Raw genomic sequence first — 18586 nt, 5'->3', positions numbered from 1 at the left:
GGTTTTGCACGTCCGATTGTGTCGCGCAGCTTCACGAGAGCGGCGATCGCGGCAATCAAGTACGGCGAGATTACCCGCGTTTGCCGCCAGCGGCAACCGGCGTTGCCGGGCCGCTTCTGCGGACACCGGTTAATCATAGGCGGCATCGGGAGCGCTTTCAAACTGGTATTCACGCGCCTGCCTGATGCAGGTCAATCTGGCGCACGCGTACGTGAGACCGCTCAGCTGAACGGTCGTACCAGAGCATTGCGGGCACTGCTGACGCGTTCGCTTTCGCCGGCGCGTCCGGGCAACAGATGAAACTCGACCGACGGCAGCGCAGGCAAGCCGACGCCCGGTGCACACGCAACGACGCCGGGACCGATGGAGGACTCGTTCAGGCAGCCAATGCCGAGCCCCGCTTTCAACGCGAGCTGCAGACCTGCGACACCGGACGCCGAATGGGCGATCAGATAAGGGACTTTGAGTTCGTCGAGCCGTTTGACGACAAAGCGTTGCAACTGGCAGGTGGAAGGCAGCAACACCAGCGGAAAAGGCGTGCTCACATGCGGCGGCGCCTCGGCCGAGATGGCCCACAGCAACTTCTCGCGCCGCACGACGGTGCCAGACGCACGGGCGCTGCCGGTTCCGCTGCCGTTGCCGTGGCGGCGGCTGCCGGGCGTCACGAGGCGCAACGACAGACCGATGTCGAAAGCGGCGTCGGCGCCTGCACTTTCGTCGATCGTGGCGCTTGGTAAAACCGTGACGTGCAGCTTGAGCCGCGGATATTGCTCCGAGAACGTTTTCAGAATGCGGGCGATATCGTGCGGACGATAGTAGTCCGTGATGGCGATACGCAATTCGCCGTCGAGCGAATGGCCTTGCAGGTCTTCAAACGCGGCTTCACTCATGGCGAGGATGCGGCGCGCATGGTCGAGGAGCCGCGCGCCGGCTTGAGTGGCCGTCACACCTTGCTTGCTGCGCACGAACAAGGGCTGACCCGCGCGCGCCTCAAGCTTCTTCAACTGTTCGCTGACGGACGACTGCGACAGGAACACCCGTTCCGAGCCCGCCGACACGCTGCCCGCCTCGGCAACGGCGACAAAGCTGCGCAATTGACCTAAATCGAATCCACGCCAGTTCATGATTCGGAGTTTCCGATGGAAGTGATCTGATCTTCCGTCTTTTCCGATGCTTAGTCCAGCCGTACGATGGCCTCAATTCATCTTTGCTGGAGTCGTCATGGAAGGCACATCCTGGTCCGCTGCACGAGGTGGCCGCCCGCGCGGCGACAGGCACAGGTGGAAGATCCTGGGCGTGGGCTTTGCAGCCAACGCCAGCTTTTCGGCGGCGTTCTCCGGCATCCCGACCACGGCGGTATTCCTGCGCGGCGGTTATCACGTTGGCAACGGCGGCCTTGGCCTGGTGCTCGGAATGCTCGGACTCGGCATCGCCGTCAGCGAATTGCCGTGGGGACTGCTCACCGACCGATGGGGCGACCGGCGCGTTCTCCTGCTCGGCCTGGGCGCGACCGCTGCTGCGCTCGCCGGCATGGCGCTGCGGGTCGTGCCGCGCGGTGCCTATGTTCCCGGTCTGCCCATGCTGGCGCTCGGCCTGTTGCTGGTCGGCCTGCTGGGCGGCAGCGTCAACGGTTCGAGCGGCCGCGCGGTGATGGCGTGGTTTCGCGAGGGCGAACGCGGACTGGCGATGAGCATTCGTCAAACGGCGGTGCCCGCCGGCGGCGGTCTCGGTGCGTTGATGTTGCCGGCGCTGGCTTCGCACTTTGGCTTCGGCACGGTTTATGGCGTGCTGGCATTGCTTTGTGCCGTGACGGCGGCCTTCGCCTGGTGCTGGCTGCATGAACCGGCGGCGTACGAACATGGGGACGCCGCGCGTAACGACGGCGGCGCTGACACCGCGACGATTCGTGCGAACGCCGGTCCGCTGCGCGATATCAGCGTGTGGCGGGTCGCGTCGGGCATCGGCGCGTTGTGCGTCCCGCAACTCGCGGTGCTGACGTTCGGCACGGTCTTTCTGCACGACTTCAACCACGCCGGCGTGCTGCTGATCAGCGCGACGATGGCGTCCGTGCAAACCGGCGCCGCGTTCGCCCGCGTCTGGAGCGGCGCCTGGACCGACCGGCGCGGCAACCGTCGAGCGTATATGCGAGCCTGCAGCCTCGTGACGGCGTTGCTATTTGCGTTGCTTGCCGTGGTGACGGACCTGGCCGGCCCGCACCACGCGGCAATGACGGCGGCGTTCGCCGCACTGGTCGTGCTGGGCGGTGTGAGTGCGTCAGCCTGGCACGGCGTAGCGTTCACCGAACTCGCGACGCTTGCGGGCACGCGCCGGGCCGGTACCGCGCTCGCGATGGGCAATACGTTCGCGTTTCTAACCTTGTTCCTGACGCCGCTGGCGATTCCGCCACTGCTCGCCGTCGGCTCGTGGCCGATGGTGTGGGCAGTTGCCAGCGTGTGTGCGTTGATTGCATTACCGGTTTTCCCACGCGCTGCGTTCCGTTATTCCCACATATAAATTCTGTATTCCTTATGGATTAAGCGAAGTGCTTGATATTAACGAGGTTGATTCAGAAAGCTCCGATTTCACTTTTATTGGGTAAATGATTTTATTGGGCGCCTGGCGTGCCGATTCGACCCTGTGATGAAGCCGTGAGCCTGGCCCGACGAGTGGCGTCCCTGACAGCGCTCCATCGAGACAATCGGCGCGCGAATACCTACAACAAACGAGACATCATCATGGTGAACCTTCGAGTCATCCTGGCAGACGATCATCCGTTCGTTCTGCGCGGAATCCGCGGCGCACTTTCTGCGCATACCGACCTCATGATCGCCGGCGAGGCCACGCATCCCGCTGCCTTGATCGCCCTGCTGCAACGCGTTGCTTGCGACGTGCTCGTCACCGATCTGACCATGCCCGGAGTGACCGGCACAACGGAGGACGGTTTGGCGCTCATTCGCCGGATCCGTCATGACTGGCCGGCGCTGCGTATCGTGGTGCTCACCAGTTTGACGCATGCCGCCATGCTTCGCTCGGTCGCCTCCGAAGGCGTCGTCAGCATGCTCGACAAGACGGAGCCCATGGCCGAACTGGTCGCCGCAATCCGCTCCGCGAGTATCGGACGCATCCACGTCAGCCGATCGATCATCAAGGCGCTCGGCGAACCCGGCAGTGAACCGGGCACCCTCTTGCAGATGCAACGTCTGTCGGCGCGGGAGTCCGAAGTGATCCAAATGTTCGCGCAGGGCAAGTCGATTTCTGAAATCGCACGAGATCTCGGACGCGATGTCCGTACCGTGAGCCGGCAAAAACGCTTTGCCATGACGAAGCTCGGTGTCTCCAACGATCCAGGTCTATTTGCGTATGTCAGGGTTCATGGCGCAATCTGACAATCATGTCGGATTGCTAAGTAAAATTAATTTGAAGGTTGTGAACATAAGGGCATTTCGGAGCAATCTTATGTTTGTGTAACCGCAAATGTTTGATGCTCGCCGATAGGCAAATTGCCCCGTAAGAGAGCGGTGCAAATCCAACAAACGAGTGGGCCAACACAATGAACGAATGCGTCGACATAAGCACGCCGATCAGAGCGATTATCGCGGATGATCATCCGCTTGTCCTGCTGGCGGTCGAGAATCTGATGACGGGTTTCCCCAACATGCAGATCGTGGGGCGCGCCAGCGATTCGACCGAGTTGTTTGCCGAAGCCGATCGTGTCGACCATGATCTCGCCGTGATCGATCTGCACATGCCGGGAAGGGTCGAAGCAGACGCGTTCGGCACGCTCAGGCAGTTCCGCAAGCGGCACCCCAAAGTGGCGCTGGTGGTGCTGACCATGGAGACGGAGCCGAAGGTATTGGAGCAGTTGATTTCGCTTGGGGTCGACGCGGTGATGAGCAAGCGCGACCGGATCGACCTGATCCATGTGGCAATCGTCACTGCGCTGGCCCATGAGCGTTATGTTGGACCTTCGGTGCGGGCGGTGCTCGCGGATGCGACCGTTGCGCGACGGCTCGCATTCGTTCACGAGTTGTTGTCGCGCCGCGAAATGGAGGTCCTCAGGCATTACGCGTCGGGCATCGGCGTGACGGAAATTGCCAACCGGCTCGGTCGCAGCGTCAAGACGATCAGTGCACAGAAATGCAAGGCGATGCGCAAACTCGCTTTGCAGAGCGATACCGAGTTGTTCAGATTTGCGGCCGACCACGGCTTGCTTCCGGACGACCCGCTCTAAGGGCGCAGATGTGGTGGGGCGTCGCGTACGGCGAGCTGGCGCGGCGGTCAGCAATATGACGGGCAATTCCTGGGGACGCACGGTGTGCAAGGAATGCCGGTTAATAAAAATAGAACAACAACAGAATGAAACCCGTTACCCGAGTGATTGTGGCCGACGACCATAGCAGTGTGCGTCTTGGCGTGCGGCATCTGCTGGAAGCCATGCCGTCCGTGTCGATCGTCGGCGAAGCGTCCGACGCGCACGCCCTGGCTGAACTCGTCGATGCATGCGCGTGCGACGTCGTCGTATCCGATATTGGCATGCCTGATATCGACGGCCTGAGAAATGCCACGCCGATCTTGCGGCGCATATTGCGCTACCCACCCCATCCACGCGTCGTGGTGCTGACGATGATCTGTCATCCTCCGACGCTGTCAGGTCTATTGCACCTGGGGGTGTCGGCCATTGTCGACAAGCGCGATACCGTCGAGGCGCTCGCCGACGCGATCGATGCTGCGGTGGCGGGGCGTCGCTATCTGTCAGCGTGCGTGCAGTCGGCCTTCGACGAAATGGATTCTTTCCCACCCCCGCTTGCGGGTGTGCTGAGTGCCCGGGAGTGGGAGGTGTTCTGTCTATACATACAAGGTATGACGATCAGCGAGATTGCAGTGAGACTCGACCGCAGCGGTAAGACAATCAGCACGCAAAAGCGTAGTGCGATGCGAAAACTAGGATTGGATTCCGACACTGCGCTGATCAAATACGCACAGCAATTAGGACTGACCTGAGCGTGTGCGAGAAATGTTCTTCCTATCTGTCGGGCATCTTCGCTGATTTCGGACTCGTCTGATTAGTGTGGCGTCGCCGCCGTCTCATACTTTCCGATGGCATGCGGTTGATCGGTGGTTGCTGCACCTTTCGCGAATAAACGCTTCGGCATGCAAATTCAATCATGAAATCTGCATGGCAGCGGGCCGGCGCATCGTGCGCCCCTTTGCACCGTGTGACCCGAACTGGGAGGGGCGCAGTGATTAGCTTGGGTAAGCGACTGGTAGTAGAGGGTGCTGGCACGGCGTGGCTGGTGTTCGTGGGGTGCGGCAGCATCGTTCTGAACGCAACGGCGCCCTCGCCTGGGCCAGGTTATGGCGTGCTGGAGGTGGCACTTGCTTTCGGTCTCGCGCTCGCTACGGCCACATACGCACTTGAGCGCGTCTCTGGCGCGCACTTCAACCCCGTGGTGACGGTCGGATTCGCCGTTGCCAACCGCTTCCCGATTCGCGATCTGGTGCCGTACATTGCCGCTCAAATCCTGGGCGCGGTCGCCGGTGCCGCACTGCTCACCTACGTGGCGAGCGGACGGCCTGGGTTCGATCTTGCCGCCAGTGAGTTCGGTGCGAACGGTTTTGGTGACCACTCGCCTTCTGATTATCGGCTTCACTCCGCGGTGGCGATCGAACTGACCATGTCGTTTGCGCTGGTGACGGCCAATCTGTTGATGTCACGCAGAAGCGTCTCGCGTTCGGTTGCGCCTTTGGTCAAGGGCGGCTGCCTTGCGCTCATTTATCTCGTCGCGCTGCCGGTTACCAACGGTGGGGTGAATCCGGCTCGCTCTACCGGTCCAGCATTGTTCGTTGGCGACTGGGCTCTCGACCAACTGTGGCTCTTCTGGGCCGCGCCACTGGCGGGTGCCATTGCTGCGGGCGTCCTGCACGCGCTGCTGTGGGGCAAGCCGCGTGCAAGCCACTGCGCTGCAACGGCGAGACACGGTCAAGCCGTCTGAACGGCGTTCCGCGACATGGCCCACGCCTCCATCATGACCATTCCGGGTATCCGTCACCTGCATGCAGGAGTACGACGTTTTATTCAAAGCGTCGTCGTTCTGCTCATGTTGCTCGGGACGCAGTTCGCGTTTGCGGCAACCCCTGCGCCAGATGTCGCCGCGAAGTTTCCGGCGACGCTCGTGGTCGGCACGCTCGCGGGCGGATGGGCGCCCTTTGAAGAAGTCGTGGACGGCCGCCTGACTGGATTGAGCGCCGACTACCTGCGCGCGCTCGTCGGTCCGGACGTCGTAATTGAACCCGCAACCTTTCCCGACATGCCGCAGCTCCTTGCGGCCGTTGCGGCCGGCAGGGTCGACCTTTTGATGAGCGTGGCACGGACCCCGGAGCGGGAGCACACGCTCAGCTTCACGGCGCCGTATTTCCGGGCATCGACGTCCGTGGTTGTAAAAGCCGACAACCATGCCGTTAGCGGTCCCGCACAGTTGGTCAACGGACGCCTCGCAATCGAAACAGGATTCGCGCTCGAGCGTTCACTGCGTGAGCGCTTTCCGCGCGCGGAGATCGTGCTGTTCGCCGACACCGGCTCGGCGTTGCGGGCCGTCGCGCAGGGCGACGCAGATGCCTACCTGGGGTTCACGCCCGCGGTTCAACACGCGCTCTCGAACGAGGCGTTTCGTGGTTTGCGCATCGCCTTCGAGAATACGGCCAAGCCCAGCGAATTGCGGTTCGCCGTTTCGCGGGACCGAGGGGCGCTGCGCGACCGGCTCGACCGAGCGCTGGCAGCGATGTATTCCACGGACGAGACGGCCATCCGTGCACGCTGGCTCGACGCAAGCCTGAATTCGCCAACCCTCCAGTCCACAAATCGCCAGCAACGGGCGGTGCCGCCCGCAGAGAAACCGCGCATTGGTCAGAAACCGGTGACGGGGACTCCGGGCGAGGGTGGCGCCTGGAGCGTGACGGCGATACGCCTGCTGCCGTTGCTGATCGCCGCCTGCGTCGTGCTGGCGGTAACGCTGCGGGCCTATTTACTGTTGCAGCGCGAGGTACGTCTGCGCAAGCAGACCGAGTGGGAGCTGGCCGCGCAGCTCAACTTTCAGCAAACGATGATGGAAACGGTGCCGTATCCGCTCGTGGCCAAGGACCTAGAGGGACGTTACATCGCCATCAATCGCGCCTACGAGGAGTGTTCGGGCTTATGGCGCGAGCAGGTGATGGGACTGACCAGCGAAGAGGTGCAGGCATGGGGGCGCGAGAATAGCCGCAAACTCGAGAGTGCGACACGTGAAATGCTCAAAACTGGCGAGCGCGTCCAGCTCGAACTCGAGTTCGTGGACGCCAATGGCGAAGGGCGACATGGTCTGTTCTGGACCCGGCTTTGCCATGGCGTCGACGGCAAGCCCTCGTGTGTGATGGGGACGATGGTTGACATCACGGACATCCGGCGTGCCGAGATGCTTGCCCGTGAGAACGAGCGGCGCCTATTCGATGTGACGCGCTCACTGCCGGCGGTCGTATTTCAGTTGCGGCGCGATTCGCACGGGCGGTACTCGTTTCCCTATATTGGGGGCGACGCGCAGCACTTGCTGGGAGGCATTAGCAGCGCGTTCACCGGTCACGGGGCAATCGACTTCGAGCGTATCTGGGAGGAAGACCGGCCGCGGGTACTGTCCGAGCTCGAGCGGTCGGCCCGCATGGAAACTCCGATTCATCTGGAGTTTCGCTTCCTGGCAACTGAGGGTCTGAAATGGGTGCGGGCGGAACTGGTTCCGCGCCGGGAATCGGCCGGGAGTGTCGTTTGGAGCGGTTATTGGGTCGACGCCAGCGCCGAACACGCCCGCGCCGAAGAACTGGCACGTGCCCGCGATGTCGCCGAAGCCGCATCAAGGGCCAAGGACGACTTCCTCGCAATGATGAGCCACGAAATCCGCACGCCCATGAACGGGGTGCTTGGGCTCGTGGAGGTACTGGAGCGCACTCGTCTGAATGCCGACCAGGGCGAAATGCTCGGCATGATTCACGAGTCCGCCGGTGCCTTGCTGCAGATTCTGGACGACCTGCTCGACTACTCGAAGATCGAAGCCGGACGGCTCGCAATCGAAGCGGAGCCGATCGACCTGCGCGAACTGGTCGACAACGCCGTTGGTCTGCTTGCCGGCCGCGCGCATGAGAAGGGACTGAAAGTGCGCGTGGATATTGAACCGGAGGTTGCGGCGAGCTTGCGGGGCGACAGCGTGCGCCTCCGGCAGATTCTCTTCAATCTGTTCGGCAATGCGATCAAGTTCACCGCGGCTGGCGAGGTCAACGTACGAGTCGCGGTAGCCGAGCAGAGCCATGCAACACAGACGCTCGAGATGACGGTCGAAGACACCGGTATCGGCATCGCGCCTGATGTGCAGGCGCGTTTGTTCGAGCCGTTCGTGCAGGCCGAATCGTCGACAACACGACGCTTCGGCGGCACCGGGCTCGGTCTGACCATTTGCCGCAAGCTGATCGCGCTGATGGGCGGTGTTCTCGAGTTGCAGAGCACGCCGGGCATTGGAACCCGCATGACCGTGCGACTCGCGATGCCCATCGAGACGCGAAGCTATCAGGTAAGTGGTCTGCGCGGTAAGCGCGGCGTCGTCGCTGTAGCTGACGCCCATGTCGCTCAGGCGCTGGTACATTTTGGCCAGGCGCTTGGGATCGAATTTCGCAGGGTGGGACTCGGTACGGCGGAATGGAGCGATCCAGCAGTGCTGGCCGACGCCGACCTGATTTTTCTTAGCGAGGGGATCGAGATACCATGCGCCGCGCGTCTCAGGTCGCGTGTGATTTGCCTGACGGAAAAGCCCAAGCCAACGGGTTACCGCATTCTCGAAGACGTCGTGCGCGTCAGTATTAATCCCATTTCCTGGCGTGGACTGGGTGCGGCATGCGCGGCGGCCTTGACCGGCTTGCCGGCTCACCCACCTCGTTCACGTATTCTTGCCGAAGCCGGTTCGGCTCCGCCAGACCGGGAACGGGCTATCGCCAGCGGTCGTTTGATCTTGGTAGCGGAGGACCATCCGGTGAATCAGGAGCTGATCCGTCATCAACTGACGCTGCTCGGATTCGCGTGTGACGTCGTGAACGACGGCGCCGAAGCGCTCGCCGCGCTTCAGCAGACGAGCTACGGCTGCCTTATCACCGATTGTCATATGCCGAACCTGTCGGGCTACGAGTTGACGCGTCGAGTGCGTGAAGTTGCGACACAACCTGCAAGCACGCCACGCCTGCCAATCCTCGGCATCACGGCCAACACCGCGCCGGAGGATTTGAGCCAGTGCCGCGACGCCGGCATGGACAACTGCCTCGTCAAGCCCACCCGTCTGTCCACTTTGCGCGAGCATCTGAGTCACTGGTTTGGCGCAGACGGGACGCGCCAGGCAGCGATGTCGACCGAGCCGATCAGCGCCGTGCCCGCTGCCGAAGCGCACGGACTGGAGTCGGTTACGGCGTTCGTTCCGGTGGATCTGGATCACATGACGCAACTATGGGGAAGTGAGTCGACCGTGAAGGCACTCCTGGATTCATTTGTGACGTCTGTGCGGGACGACGTCCGGGCGTTGCCGCCCTTGCTGGATGACGCGAATGTTGCGCAGTTGCGCGACTGGCATCACCGGGTGGCGGGCGCGGTTGGCGTGCTGCAGTATCCGCCGCTTCTCGCCGTGCTGGAGCAATACCGCGCCGGCATGACCGTCAAGACACCCGACGCGCTTCGTGCGGACGGTCTCGCGCTCGCCAGAAAATGCCACGCCATGCTTGATGGGATCGAAGAGCAGGCTGCGCTACTCGCCTGACTAACTGGGCAAAAAAAAACGCGGCCGAAGCCGCGTTAAAGATTGGAGACATCCTTCGATGAAGGAGTCACTTCTCGCTGTCCGAAGCATAGCGCCCCAGTGCGGTTCGATTCAGTGCAAATTCCGCAATTAAGTATTTTGAAATTTTGTGGAAAGTGACGACACGGCTTCTGTCCGGAAGTAGTCGACCGTGAAATCGACGAACGATCGGGTTTTGGCCGAAACGTGCCGCCGGCTGGGGTAGACGAGCGACACTTCCTTGTCAGCCCCTTTGATCTCGTAACTGGCGAGTACTCGCACGAGCGTTCCATTCGACAAATCCGCGGCGACGTGGTTTTCAGGAAGAATCGTCACACCCATATCGGCGAGCGCCGCCTGACGCAGCATGACCGCATTGTTGACTGAATATGCAGGTTCGAGCGTCACTATTTCCTCGCGGCCATCTTCGGCAACAAAATTCCATTCTGAGTTGTGCAGATTCGCCGAGGGCGCAAGGAACGTGTGCGCGGCGAGGTTCGCTGGCGTCATCGGCACGCCGTGTGCGCCGAGATAGCCGCGTGAGGCGACCGCTATTGCGCGGACCTTGAAGAGCGAACGTTTGATCAATGTGCCAGTACTCACCTGTCCCGGCACCAGGATGCCGACGTCGAACCCTTCTTCGATCAGGTCGACTGGCCGGTGAAGCAGTGTCACTGACAGGTTCACCTTGGGATGCTGCACCCGGTATCGCTGCAACAAGGGCGTAAGCCCAAATAGCGAGAAGGACGCCACTGCTACCAGCTTCAGCGTACCTGCCGGATTGGCCGCACTTTCTGAAATGCTCGACTCCATCGCATCGAGCTGATCGAGGGTTTTTCTGCAACCTTCGGCATAAGCCAGTCCGGCTTCGGTCAGGGACACGCTGCGCGTGGTCCGGTTGACAAGACGGGTGCTGAGGTGCGTCTCCAGCAACGCGACATAGCGCGTCACGACTGCGTTGGACAAATCCAGACTCGCTGCGGCACGTCCGAACGAACCATTTTCCGCGACTTTCAGAAAGACGCGCATGGCCTGCAAATGGTTCATCTTCAATTACGGTTTAAACGAGAGCGAGCGGAGACGAGCGTAAGCGGAGCGCAATGCCGCGTGCTGCGATAGGTGTGCGGGGAATCGAAAAACTCTGGATGCCTTATGTTAGCCATTGTTGGCCTGTTCAGGCGTGAGACTGATCTGAATGCTCCCTCAGATACTTTTACCCACACATTGTGGTGGCCCGGCAACGCTTTAAATAGATAAGCAAAGCTAACTATATGGCGGGATGCGAAATGGCCTTGAAAATCAAGGCGTACAGCCCGATGACGTCGCTGTTTTTAAATTATTCAAAAACTCTTTTGTGTGAATGGCGCGACCGTCGCGAAAGTCGCGCACCTACACTTTGCGTTGCGGATCAAACCAGTGTCCGGTGAAGGCCCGCGTGGTGATGTCACCCACGCCCGGACTGCTGTTTCGCGGTTAATCAAATGAGTCTGACGGCTCAAATCACACGGTATTTAGGGAGCAACATGAAAAAGACGCTGATTCTCGCGGCTGTGGCCGCGAGCTTCACCAGTGCGGCCTACGCACAAAGCAGTGTGACGTTGTATGGCGTCGTCGACGCGGGCTTTACCTATGTGAACAACGAAGTCAACGCAAACGGTGGCCACAAGCCGTTGTATGCACTGACGAGCGGCAACGTGGATGGCAGCCGTTGGGGCCTGCGCGGCAAAGAAGATCTGGGCAACGGGCTTGCAGGGGTCTTCACCCTCGAAAGCGGCTTCAACATCGCGAACGGCAAGCCAGATGTGAGCGGCCGCAGCTTCAATCGCCAGGCTTTTGTCGGTCTTTCCAGTCCGTACGGCACGCTGACGCTGGGTCGTCAGTACGACTCCGTGGTCGACTACCTCGGTCCGCTGACGGCAACCGGAAGCTGGGGCGGCACGTTCTTCGCTCATCCCGGTGACAACGACAACGCGAACAACTCCGTGCGTATCAACAACGCTGTGAAGTATCAGAGCGCGAACTACGATGGTCTGTCGTTTAGCGGTTTGTACGGCTTCTCGAATCAGGCCGGCGGTTTCGCTAACGACCGCGCGTATAGCGTGGGCGCAGGGTATGCGAACAGTGGTCTCAAGCTGGCCGCGGGTTATCTGCAGGCACAGGGCCTCGACCGCAGCGCGAACGGTGCGATCCAGGACGGCACGCCGGACTTCGGCTCGACCGGTACCACGCAGAAGCAGCGTACGTGGGGTGCCGGCGGCAGCTACACGTTCGGGCCCGCTGTGGTCGGCGCGGTGTTCACGCAAACGCGCTACGAGTTCGCGCTGGGCGGCGGCTCGCTGCGCTTTAACAACTACGAAGTCAATGCACGCTATAACCTGACGCCGGCATTGGCTCTGGGTGCGGCCTACACATACTCGCAAGGCGTGCTGCGTACCCCTGAAACCGCGAACGGTTCGAATCACTGGAACCAGTTCGGTCTGCAGACCGACTACGCGCTGTCGCGTCGCACGGACGTTTATGCCGAGGGTGCCGTGCACCTCGGTGCGAACGGCAATGCGCTGGACACGCAGGTGTTCGGCACTGAGGCGCCGGCGTCCGGCCGGAATCAGGTGGTGGTGAGCACGGGTATCCGTCACCGCTTCTAACCGGTCACGGCGAGATCATGAAAGGCACCGTTCGCGGTGCCTTTTTTACTGGCTCGACAGGACCGTGAGATGACCGATCGAGTCGGCCAGACATCAGCGAGGGAAATTGCTCTAGTATGTGGTGGCCCTGTACGCAGCCTATCCATAGGTGCGGCGGTGCACCAAGTCCGGAGAAAATATGATTGCTATTCGCGAACTGAGTCTGGGCGTTGTGTTGTGGGCGCTCGCGTCAGGGATCGCCTTCGCTGATACGGTGGCGCTCAAGGCGGACCTTGAGCCGTCGAGCGAGGTGCCCCCGCGTGTGAGTCACGGGCACGGCATGGTGAACGCCACGTTCGATACTTCGACCAAGGCGTTGCAGTGGACGATCACGTACGAGAGTCTCTCCAGCGCCACTACCGCGGCTCATTTTCATGGGCCGGCACCGGTGGGCCAGAACGCCAAGATCCAGATTCCGATTGAGAAGGGCGCGCTCGCTAGCCCAATCAAGGGTTCGGCCACGTTGACGGAGCAGCAGGTGACTGACCTGATGGCCGGCCAATGGTATTTCAACATCCACACCGCGCAGAACCCCATGGGCGAGATCCGCGGTCAGGTGTTGCCTTCCAACTGACGGACGCGGCTGGGAGAGGGATTCCGATGAGTTGGCAAAGTGCTCTCGCTTGCTGGTATCTGCGCCGTCAGTTTCGGCCGGCCACACAAAAGACCGAGATCAATGTCGAGGCCGCGCGTGCCCTCACGGCAAAACGTGTCTGGTCGCCGAAAGTGCCCTCCGGGTGGCGCTTGCGTGAACAGTACGATGCCAGCGAGACATTGCGTGGCGAATGGTTGGAGCCCACCGAACCCGGCATGCTTGCAGGCGCAGATGCCGATGCCAGCGCTCCCACCATCCTCTATTTACACGGCGGCGGTTACTACTTCTGCTCACCGCGTTCGCATCGTTCGATCGTGTTCGGTCTGGCGACGCGGTCGCGCGCACCCATCTTCTCGCTCGATTACCGGCTCGCGCCCGAAGCACGTTTTCCCGCTGCGCTCGACGATGCGCTGGCCGCTTACCGGCGACTACTCGCGCGCGGGACGCCGGCGGAATCGATCGTGATTTCCGGCGATTCGGCGGGAGGCGGGCTTGCGCTGGCAACCCTCGTCGCACTGCGCGATGCAGGCGATCCGTTGCCCGCGGGCGGCGTACTGTTTTCGCCGTGGGCCGATCTGGGCGCAAGCGGCGCGTCGATCCGTACCAACGACGGCGCCGACCCGATGTTCAGCGGTCCCGCCATCGGCAGGGCCGCGAAGGTTTATCTTGGCGACACCCCAGCGACCCATCCCTACGCATCGCCGGTCTATGCGGACTTGCACGGTCTGCCGCCGCTGTTCATTCAGGTCGGCAGTACCGAGGTGCTGCTGGACGACGCGCGTCGGGTGGCCGAGACCGCACGCTCGGCGGGCGTTTCGGTTGAGTTGCAGATATGGTCGAACATGCCGCACGTGTGGCAGATCTTCACGCCGTTCATCCCCGAGGCGCGTCGGGCGCTCGACGATGCCGCCGACTTCGTGCGCGAGGTGATGGGCCCGCGCAGCAGTCAGCCGTCGAGCGCAATGTCGATGGTCTGATAGGTCGACTTGACGAGCTCCGTGCCGTATCGGCGCTCCAGTCGGCGCACCGTGAAATGGCCATGCGCCACCAGCTGGAAATGGTCCATGAACACCGTATTGACCATGGCGCCCAACACAGCGCCGATCGCCGGGATCGACTTGGCTGCAATCTGCTCGCTGACCTGGACGGAAAAGCGCGAGGCGATGGTGTTGAGCAGGCGTAACAGCGCAGCCGAACCATGCGCCGTAAAGCCTTTGGTGGCGATTTCCGATGACGCTTTCGAGACCGCCTGCGCCAGCGCCCCACGCATGATGAAATAGCCGAAGTCGGCGTCGTCATCGGCTTTCGACGTGCCGCCCATCCCCAGTACCGTCAGACATTGCAACTGCGTGTCGATCGACGACAGGTCTTCGCCCTCGCTGCGAGCGATGTCGCAGATCGAGCGGAACATCAGCGTGGTGGTGACCGGCAATTCCACTGGCAGCGCGAACAGTCCAAACGCTCCGCCTGCCGCGCCGGTCGTGGCTACCGCAAACTTGTGCAGCAGATTACTGGGCTTGTCCGGCGCCATGACCGGCGTGGCGGCGTCCTGACGCCCCAGTGTGCGCAAGGCGATCTGCAGACATTTGCGCAAGGCGAGCTGGGTTGCGTCCGCCACTTTTTCGTTGGCCATGGCCGGCATCCGCGACATCAGCTTTTCGAGCGGCGCACCGACGATGCTAGCGAGTTTCATCGCCAGCGCCGGGCTTTCCAGCTCGTGTTTCGCGCGGCGTAATGCGACAAGATCTTCGGCGGACAAGCTCTGTTCGGCGAGCGAAATGGACTCCATGTGCCTCCCTGGCGCGGTCGATTTCTGTATCTATGCGATCAGCGGCGCGGTGCAATGCGCGCCGACAGTCGCAGTTTAGAGCGACATAACATGGTATGATTCCCTATTGATTGTCGTATCAACTGTTGCGCTATCAAAAAATGGCCGTTCATACTGCGGCCCACCATTCGAGTGGGCAAGTCTTACCGTTCCGTGAATCGCTGATGGCGATGCTCGGCGTCTCTTTCGTGACGATGCTCGTCGCGCTCGACCAGACCGTCGTCGGCACCGCGTTGCCCACCATCGTCGCCGAGCTCAAAGGTTTCGAGCTCTACGCGTGGGTCGCCACGTCCTATCTGCTGACCTCGGTCATCACCGTGCCGATCTTCGGGCGGCTCGGCGATTATTACGGGCGCAAGCCATTCGTGATTGCGTCGATCGTGGTCTTCACGGCCGCGTCGGTGCTGTGCGGCATGGCCAACAGCATGCTGTTCCTCGTGCTGGCGCGCGGTCTTCAGGGTATCGGCGGCGGCATGCTGGTCGGCACCGCATTCGCCTGCATTCCCGATCTATTCCCCGACTCCGTCGTGCGCCTGCGCTGGCAGGTGATGATGAGTTCGGCGTTTGGCATCGCCAACGCCATCGGGCCGTCGCTCGGCGGCTTTCTCACGCAGTACTACGGCTGGCGTTCGGTCTTCTATGTGAATCTCCCAGTCGGTCTGTTGTCGCTGTTCTTCGTGTGGCGCTTCCTGCCGCATTTGCGGCATATCGAACACAAAGGCAAGATGCGCCTCGATTGGCCTGGTGCATTGCTGATCGCGCTCTCGCTCGGCTCGCTGCAACTGTTCGTCGAAATGCTGCCTAAACATGGCGTGACGGTGACGACTGCGGCGATGCTGGCAGCGAGCGTGGTATCGGCGTACTCGCTGTGGAAATGGGAGCGCCGCTGCCCGACGGCCATTCTGCCGGTCGACATGTTCCGCAATCGCAGTCTCGCCGCGTTGTTCACGCTCGCGGTACTCGGCGGCTTTTCAATGTTTTCGCTGCTGTTCTACGCGCCGCTGCTGTTCCAGGGCGGCTTCGGCATGTCGCCTAAAGAGGCGGGGCTGGTGATTACGCCGCTCGTCGTATTCATCACGATTGGCAGCATCGCCAATGGCCGGGTCGTCTCGCGTGTGCGCAATCCGAATCTGATGCTGTATATCGGCTTCACATTGTTTGCGCTGGCGTGTCTCGGCGTGGTGGTCGCGACTCGCGCCATGCCGGAATGGCTGCTGATGACGTTCATGGTGATCGGCGGCCTCGGCCTCGGTTTTGTGATGCCGAACCTGACGATCTTCGCGCAGCAAAGCGCGGGTCGTGAACATCTCGGCATTGCGACGGCGCTGCTACAGTCGCTGCGGATGATTGGCGGGATGATCGGCACGGCGCTGACCGGCACGCTCGTGACGCATATGTACGCGAGCGGCGTGCGCAGTGCGCTGGAGCGCGATCAGGCCTCGCACTGGTTCGCCGATCTCGGCGACCCGCAGATCCTGATCAATCGCGACGCGCAGGCAACCTTGCTGGGTCAACTGGCGCATGCCGGCCACAACGGTGCGATGCTGCTCGAATCGGCGCGCGAAGCGCTCGTCTCGGCGATTCATCTGGGACTTGCGCTGGCCGCCGTCATTGCCGTCGTGTCGATCTGGCAGAGCCGCCGCGTGCCGCCTATCAAGATCCGGCGTCAGGTCGAGCCGGTTGTCCACGCAGATTGATTGTCGAACACCCGCATCAACAACACACCATGGAAGAACAGGATCGCATCGCCATCCTTCAGCAATTCGGACGTACCTATCGGGCGTTCATGTCGGCGTTCGAGGCGCAGGTTGGGCATCCCATGCCGCGTTGGCGAGTGATGCTGGCTCTGTGCGACCAGGACGGCGAGTCGTCGCAGAAACGTCTGGTCGAGCGCCTGCGGGTCGACCCCGGCGCACTGACCCGGCAGTTGAAGGCGCTCGAAGTGCTTGGCTGGATTTCGCGCAGCATGGATGAGCGCGATAACCGCGTCACCAACGTGCGCCTGACGGAAACAGGGATGGCCGCGATTGCAGAGAGCCTGCCGCGCCGCAACGCTTTCCTGCACGACACGTTGGCCGCGCTGCCGGACGAGGCGCTCGCGGCGCTCTCCGGCGCGTTGGAAATGCTCGAGACACGCATTGGCGAAGTCGCGGCGGCGGCGCCCGGCGAGGAGAAACGCTGAGCGGCAAGCCTGTGTGCCTGCCGCTCGCGGGTACGGATCCTAGAAAAACGTTTCGATCACTTCCGTGACCTGATACGACGGATCGACCACCAGCAACTGGCGCCACTTGTCGAAGGTCAGGCAAGGGTGCGAGATGTCGAAGGCAATCATGTCGCCCACTTTCAGATCCGCTCCGGCGGGAATCCGCAGATATGCGTGCTGATCCATCATGCCGAAGATTTCCCAGCCCTCGCTAGTTGCGATCTCACGCGGCGTCTGATTGCCCGGACGGTAATGACGTGCCGGTTCGGGCATGCCCGCGTCGAAAGCGGAGTCGCGCTTGCCGAGTCCGATGATGGCGCGATCGGGCTCGGGGATCGACTGCACATAGGCCCACAATTGCAGCGCGGGCAGCAGACCTTCTCCCATCTGCTTGGCCACCGGATTGCGCGCAAAAATATCCGTCTGCGCTTTCCGGTAGACGCCGACGTCATGCGTCAGATAGCAGCCCGGCCTCAGCACCACTTCTACCAGTCCCGCCTGCGATGCCTTGACGAATTCTTCCGCGACCACGTCATACCAGGCTGAGCCGGCGCCCGACAGAATAGCCGGCGTGCGCGCAAAGCGTCCCTCGTCCGCCAGCGTTTGCGTGATCGCCACGGCGCTGCGCAGAAAGTCGCGCACTTCCTCTTCTTCCTTCAGCACGCCTTCGTATATTTCGACACCGGCGAGCTTGAGCGCGTCCGGGTAACGCGCGATGGCCTCGAGTACCGCGTTGCGCTGCGCTTCGTCGCGCACGCCCGTGCGCCCGCCCGGCACGCCGAGTTCGATCAGCACGTTCAGCGATTTGCGCACCGAACTGAAGAACTTGCCGAGTTGTTCGACACCCTCGGCCGAATCCACCAGACAGAAGAACTCGAACTCCGGATCGCTCAGCAACTCGGCGATCATCAGCATGTTGCGGCGGCCGACCAGTTGATTGGCCATCAGAATGCGCGACACACCGCCGTGATAAGCCGCCCGCACCTGGTGAGCCGTGGCGAGGGTGATGCCCCACGCGCCCGTTTCAAGCTGACGGCGAAACAGTTGCGGCGCCATGGTGGTCTTGCCGTGCGGCGCGAGCTTGACACCGTATTGCGCGACGAACGCCTGCATCCACTTGAGATTGTGCTCGATGCGATCCGCGTAGAGAACGGCGGCCGGCAGGCTCACGTCCTCGTTCAGCAGATTCCATTCAAGACGGCCGGCGTCCGTCAGCTGGATACTGGCGCCGGGAACCATGCCCAAGCCCTTGCTATAAGGATCAATCGTCGCGCCCTGATAGTTTGTAACTTTCATGTAATCCTGCTCCATCGTCCAGATAAATTGCTGCGAAGTTGACTTTCACATGTTACCGAAAGTAGGATGTTTCCTGAAATGTTATTTAGTACCACGGCGCTGTGGCTGGCTGGTACAGGGTGCCGCGTGCGGCGTCTCGGGCGGCGC

At 61.7% G+C, this 18586-nt stretch carries 15 protein-coding genes; 11 read left to right on the top strand and 4 right to left on the bottom strand.

Annotated features, from left to right (window positions below):
* Positions 1-221: 221 nt before the first annotated feature.
* Positions 222-1124: a LysR family transcriptional regulator gene (locus tag P3T43_RS31140; protein WP_429284844.1), complete on the bottom strand. Its 903-nt coding sequence runs from the start codon at positions 1122-1124 to the stop codon at positions 222-224.
* A 97-nt stretch (positions 1125-1221) separates the two neighbouring features.
* Between P3T43_RS31140 and P3T43_RS31135 the strand changes: the two genes are divergently transcribed.
* The 6 genes from P3T43_RS31135 (at position 1222) to P3T43_RS31110 (ending at position 9815) form a co-directional block, all read left to right on the top strand.
* Positions 1222-2514 carry an MFS transporter gene (locus P3T43_RS31135; protein WP_429284843.1) on the top strand — a complete coding sequence of 431 codons (1293 nt, stop codon included), beginning with the start codon at positions 1222-1224 and terminating at the stop codon, positions 2512-2514.
* A 221-nt stretch (positions 2515-2735) separates the two neighbouring features.
* Positions 2736-3386, top strand: coding sequence for a response regulator (locus P3T43_RS31130; protein WP_429284842.1), 651 nt, complete (start codon positions 2736-2738; stop codon positions 3384-3386).
* Between the two features lie 164 nt (positions 3387-3550).
* Complete coding sequence (locus P3T43_RS31125) at positions 3551-4231, top strand: response regulator (protein WP_429284841.1); 681 nt, start codon at positions 3551-3553, stop codon at positions 4229-4231.
* 125 nt (positions 4232-4356) lie between these two features.
* Positions 4357-5001: a response regulator gene (locus P3T43_RS31120; RefSeq protein WP_429284840.1), complete on the top strand. Its 645-nt coding sequence runs from the start codon at positions 4357-4359 to the stop codon at positions 4999-5001.
* Positions 5002-5240: 239 nt separating this feature from the next.
* Positions 5241-5993, top strand: coding sequence for an aquaporin Z (gene aqpZ / locus P3T43_RS31115; RefSeq protein ID WP_429284839.1), 753 nt, complete (start codon positions 5241-5243; stop codon positions 5991-5993).
* Between the two features lie 15 nt (positions 5994-6008).
* On the top strand, positions 6009-9815 hold the full coding sequence (locus P3T43_RS31110; protein ID WP_429284838.1) for an ATP-binding protein: 3807 nt from the start codon (positions 6009-6011) through the stop codon (positions 9813-9815).
* A gap of 129 nt (positions 9816-9944) precedes the next feature.
* Here P3T43_RS31110 and P3T43_RS31105 read toward each other — a convergent pair whose 3' ends face one another.
* Positions 9945-10862, bottom strand: a complete 918-nt coding sequence (locus P3T43_RS31105; protein WP_429284866.1) for a LysR substrate-binding domain-containing protein — start codon at positions 10860-10862, stop codon at positions 9945-9947.
* A gap of 494 nt (positions 10863-11356) precedes the next feature.
* On the opposite strand from P3T43_RS31105, the gene P3T43_RS31100 reads away from it, so the two are divergent.
* The 3 genes from P3T43_RS31100 (at position 11357) to P3T43_RS31090 (ending at position 14089) form a co-directional block, all read left to right on the top strand.
* On the top strand, positions 11357-12478 hold the full coding sequence (locus tag P3T43_RS31100) for a porin (protein ID WP_429284837.1): 1122 nt from the start codon (positions 11357-11359) through the stop codon (positions 12476-12478).
* Between the two features lie 178 nt (positions 12479-12656).
* Positions 12657-13091, top strand: coding sequence for a CHRD domain-containing protein (locus P3T43_RS31095; RefSeq protein ID WP_429284836.1), 435 nt, complete (start codon positions 12657-12659; stop codon positions 13089-13091).
* 26 nt (positions 13092-13117) lie between these two features.
* Entirely contained in the window at positions 13118-14089 is a 972-nt protein-coding gene (locus P3T43_RS31090; RefSeq protein WP_429284835.1) for an alpha/beta hydrolase, read from the top strand.
* On the opposite strand, the gene P3T43_RS31085 is transcribed toward P3T43_RS31090, so the two are convergent.
* Positions 14059-14901, bottom strand: coding sequence for an EcsC family protein (locus P3T43_RS31085; protein ID WP_429284834.1), 843 nt, complete (start codon positions 14899-14901; stop codon positions 14059-14061). The two genes, P3T43_RS31090 and P3T43_RS31085, sit on opposite strands and share 31 nt — an antisense overlap.
* A gap of 140 nt (positions 14902-15041) precedes the next feature.
* Here P3T43_RS31085 and P3T43_RS31080 point away from each other — a divergent pair, with 140 nt between their 5' ends.
* Both P3T43_RS31080 and P3T43_RS31075 read left to right on the top strand, forming a co-directional pair.
* On the top strand, positions 15042-16637 hold the full coding sequence (locus tag P3T43_RS31080; protein WP_429284833.1) for an MDR family MFS transporter: 1596 nt from the start codon (positions 15042-15044) through the stop codon (positions 16635-16637).
* Positions 16638-16666: 29 nt separating this feature from the next.
* A complete protein-coding gene (locus P3T43_RS31075; protein WP_429284832.1) occupies positions 16667-17122 on the top strand; it encodes a MarR family winged helix-turn-helix transcriptional regulator in 456 nt (151 codons plus the stop codon).
* Between the two features lie 39 nt (positions 17123-17161).
* On the opposite strand, the gene P3T43_RS31070 is transcribed toward P3T43_RS31075, so the two are convergent.
* Positions 17162-18439 (bottom strand): amino acid deaminase, encoded by a 1278-nt coding sequence (locus tag P3T43_RS31070; protein ID WP_429284831.1) that lies wholly within the window; start codon positions 18437-18439, stop codon positions 17162-17164.
* Positions 18440-18586 lie beyond the last annotated feature (147 nt).

Origin of the sequence: Paraburkholderia sp. GAS41, assembly GCF_050436545.1 — a bacterium.
Lineage (GTDB): Bacteria > Pseudomonadota > Gammaproteobacteria > Burkholderiales > Burkholderiaceae > Paraburkholderia.
Note: the sequence above shows the minus strand (reverse complement) of the source record. Positions and strands in the feature narration are given on the sequence as shown.